This is a genomic window from Stenotrophomonas sp. PS02298, assembly GCF_029959445.1.
Taxonomy (GTDB): Bacteria; Pseudomonadota; Gammaproteobacteria; order Xanthomonadales; family Xanthomonadaceae; genus Stenotrophomonas.
On the sequence record NZ_JASCOR010000249.1, the window covers coordinates 1 to 4,013 of the forward strand.

At 63.7% G+C, this 4,013-nt stretch carries 3 protein-coding genes; 2 read left to right on the top strand and 1 reads right to left on the bottom strand.

Translation table 11 applies throughout. From position 1 onward, the window contains the following. Nucleotides 1-121: 121 nt before the first annotated feature. Nucleotides 122-667, bottom strand: a complete 546-nt coding sequence (locus QMX78_RS20430; protein ID WP_282273085.1) for an NUDIX hydrolase — start codon at nucleotides 665-667, stop codon at nucleotides 122-124. 188 nt (nucleotides 668-855) lie between these two features. Between QMX78_RS20430 and QMX78_RS20435 the strand changes: the two genes are divergently transcribed. Next, nucleotides 856-2,331 (top strand): amino acid permease, encoded by a 1,476-nt coding sequence (locus tag QMX78_RS20435; RefSeq protein ID WP_282273087.1) that lies wholly within the window; start codon nucleotides 856-858, stop codon nucleotides 2,329-2,331. A 78-nt stretch (nucleotides 2,332-2,409) separates the two neighbouring features. Beyond that, nucleotides 2,410-3,855 carry an amino acid permease gene (locus tag QMX78_RS20440; protein ID WP_282273089.1) on the top strand — a complete coding sequence of 482 codons (1,446 nt, stop codon included), beginning with the start codon at nucleotides 2,410-2,412 and terminating at the stop codon, nucleotides 3,853-3,855. Nucleotides 3,856-4,013: the final 158 nt, after the last annotated feature.

The window sequence follows — 4,013 nt, forward strand, 5'->3', positions numbered from 1 at the left end:
CGGGGGGGGTTTGTTGGGGGCGCGGCGTCCGCCGCTATGCTGATGGACGTTCAGATTGCAGACTCTGCCAGCCATCAAGCATTGCCTGCTTCGCGGCTGACGCCGCTCCTACTTGCCCCTTCTATCTCTGCAGCCACCGGTTTGCCATCCGCCGCATGGATTCATCCTGGTCATTGGCGATCTCGCCTACCGGCCGCCATGCCAGCTCCAGCGATTCCTCGCTGACCACGAACGCCTCGTTGCCACCGGCGACGACCACATAACGCACGTCGTAATGCCAATGACCGGGAATATCCTTGCGCTCGGGAATCCAGTGCCGGTCCAGATCAAAAATATCGGCCGACGCCAATGTCAGGCCCGGGAGCCCGGATTCCTCTTCGGCTTCGCGCAGCGCAACAGCCGCCAGATCGTGGTCACCATCGGCATGCCCACCCAACTGTAACCAGCGTTGCAGCTTGCGATGGTGGGTGAGCAGCGCGCGCTTGCCATCGGCGCTGACCAGCCAGGCGCTGGCGGTGAAGTGACCGGCCAGTCGCTCGCGGGTGAAGGGGTCCACCCCACCTTCGTCAAGCAGGGCCAGGAACGCCTGCGTCACCTGCTCATGCTCCCGGTGGCGCTGGGAATACTCCACAAATGCCTGACGCAGCAGTAGATCTTCACCGTGCATGACTGTAAGCACATCCAATTGAATCAATCCGGCAGCCATTATCGCTGTCGATGTTGCAGTTGCGCTTGTCGAGTTTCGCCAGCTTTGGCAAGGTAGAGCGGTTGCCGACCGTTCAGCTTGCGTCGCCATACAACCGGCCCCGTCGCCCCAGCGCGTTCGGGCCAATACACAGCTCGGGAATTTGCGGAATGCTTAAAACACTGTTGAGGGTCAAACCTGTCGAACCGGCCGCACATGTCGATGCCGGCGAGCCGATTGAAGGCAGCCTGCAAGGCGAAGCCACGCTCAAGCGGACCCTCACCGCCAAGCACCTGATCCTGCTCGGCATTGGTGCGGTGATCGGTGCGGGCATCTTCGTGCTGACCGGCCAGGCTGCGGCCAACCACGCCGGGCCGGCGGTGATGCTGTCCTTCGTCTTCGCCGGCATTGCCTGTGCACTGGCCGGTCTTTGCTACGCAGAATTCGCGGCGATGATGCCGGTCTCCGGCAGCGCCTACTCCTATTCCTATGCCACTCTCGGCGAAGGCATGGCCTGGTTCATCGGCTGGTGCCTGGTGCTTGAATACCTGTTCGCCTCGGCCTCGGTCGCAGTCGGTTGGTCGGCCTACCTGATCAGCTTCATCACCACCACGCTGCACATGCCTTTCCCCGATGCCTTGTCAGCGGCACCAATGGCCTGGACCGGCAGCGAGTTCGTCAACTCCGGCAAGCTGTTCAACCTGCCTGCGGTGCTGATCGTGGCCGCCATCACCGGCCTGCTCTACGTCGGTGTCACCCAGTCCACCTTCGTCAACGCAGTGATCGTCGCGATCAAGATCACCGTGATCTGCCTGTTCGTCGGCTTTGGCATCCAGTACATCGACCCGGGCAACTGGCAGCCGTTCATCCCCGAAAACACCGGCACCTTCGGCGAGTTCGGCTGGAGCGGCGTGTTCCGTGCGGCCACCATCGTGTTCTTCGCCTATATCGGCTTCGATGCCGTTTCGACCGCCGCCGGTGAAACCAAGGACCCGCAGAAGAACATGCCGATCGGCCTGCTCGGTTCACTGGCCGTCTGCACCCTGGTCTACATCGTGGTCTGCGCGGTGCTGACCGGCATGCTGCCGTACAACCTGCTCGGCACCGACAAGCCGGTGGCCACCGCGCTGGAAGCCTATCCCAGCCTGTCCTGGCTGAAGACCGCGGTCGAAATCGGCGCCATCGCCGGCCTGTCCTCGGTCGTGCTGGTGATGATGATGGGTCAGTCGCGCATCGCCTACACCATCTCCCGTGACGGCCTGCTGCCGAAGATGTTCGGCAAGGTCCACCCGCGCTTCCGCACCCCGTATGTCAGCACGCTGGTGGTAGGCGTGCTTGCAGCAGCCCTCGCAGGTCTGGTCCCGCTGAACGTGCTCGGCGAGCTGGTGTCGATGGGTACCCTGCTGGCGTTCGCCACGGTCTGTATCGGCGTGCTGGTGCTGCGCCGTACCAAGCCGGACAGCGTGCGTCCGTTCAAGGTACCGGCGGCGTGGCTGATCTGCCCGCTGGGCGCACTGGCCTGTCTGGCCTTGTTCATGCAGGCCTTCGTGGTGCATTGGCACCTGTTCGTTGGCTGGACCGTGCTGGGCCTGTTCATCTACTTCAGCTACGGCATCCGCAACAGCAAGCTGAACAAGCAAGCCTGATCCACACCCCGACCGGCGCCTGGCGCGCCGGTTTTCTTTTGCGCGCCCGCCGCGCACCGATGAGCGAAGACCCGAAACATGTTCAAGCAACTCTGGGCCACCAAACATCCGCACGCCGCACATGAGGAAGCCAATGGCCTGAGCCTGCGCCGAACCCTCGGCCCCTGGGGGCTGACCGCGCTGGGCATCGGCGCGGTGATCGGCGGCGGCATCTTCGTCATCACCGGCCAGGCCGCGGCCAACCACGCCGGCCCGGCAATCATGCTGTCCTTCGTGCTGGCAGCCATCTGCTGCGCCTTCTGCGCCCTCGCCTACGCCGAATTCGCCTCGATGGTGCCGGTATCCGGCAGCGCCTACACCTACACCTACGCCACCTTCGGCGAGCTGTCGGCCTGGTTCATCGGCTGGATGCTGGTGCTTGAGTACGGCGTTTCGGCTTCGGCAGTGGCTGTCAGCTGGACGGGCTATTTCCTGAGCTTCCTCGCCCATTTCGACATCCACCTGCCGGCAGCGCTGGTCAGCGCCCCACTAGACGCCCAGCTCAAGCCGACCGGCGCGATCGCCAACATCCCGGCGGCCATCCTGGTGCTGCTGCTGACCTGGCTCTGCTACGTCGGCATCAGCAAATCCTCGGCGATGAACATGGCGATGGTGGTACTGAAAACCGGCCTGATCATCCTGGTGATCGTGGCCGGCTGGAAGTACGTGGACACCAGCAACTGGACCCCGTTCATCCCCGCCAATGAAGGCCCGGGCAAGTACGGCTTCGACGGCGTGCTGCGTGGCGCCGCTATGGTGTTCTTCGCCTATATCGGTTTTGAAGCGGTATCGGTGGCGGCGCAGGAATCGCACCGCCCGCAGCGCGATCTCCCGATCGGCATGCTGCTCTCGCTGGTGATCTGCACCGTGCTGTACATCGCCATGGCCGCAGTGATGACCGGACTGGTGCCGTACCAGCTGCTGGGCACCGCCGAGCCGGTGGTCACTGCCGTTGCCGCACACCCGCAGCTGGACTGGCTGCGCATCATCGTCGAGATCGGCGCACTGATCGGCTTGGCTTCGGTGGTACTGGTGATGGTGATCGGCCAGCCGCGCATCTTCATGATCATGGGCCGCGACGGCCTGCTGCCGCCGGTGTTCACCAAGATCCACCCCAAGTACCGCACCCCGCACATCAACACCGTCATCACCGGTATCGGCATTGCCCTGCTGGCCGCTCTGTTCCCGCTGGACATCCTCGGCGAGCTGACCTCGATGGGTACGCTGATCGCCTTTGCCGCAGTCTGCGCCGGCGTGCTGGTCCTGCGCCGCACCCAGCCGGACCTGCCGCGCCCGTTCCGCATCCCGATGGCCTGGTTGATCTGCAGCCTCGGCGTGCTCAGCTGCGTCGCGTTGCTGACTGCAATGACGCTGCACAACTGGATGCTGATGGGCGTATGGACCGTCACCGGCTTCATCATCTATTTCCTGTACGGCGTGCGTCACAGCAAGCTCAATGCGGCCAACAAGGCCAGGAACGGCTGAGTTGTCAGCGATGAACGAAACTGAAGCCCGGGAGCGATCCCGGGCTTTTTCGTTGCCGGGTAAGCCCGCACCGCCCGTAGCCCGGGTAAGCGAAAGCGCACCCGGGAGTTTGGAAGACAAATCTCCGAGAACGGCCCCGGGTGCGCTTTCGCTTACCC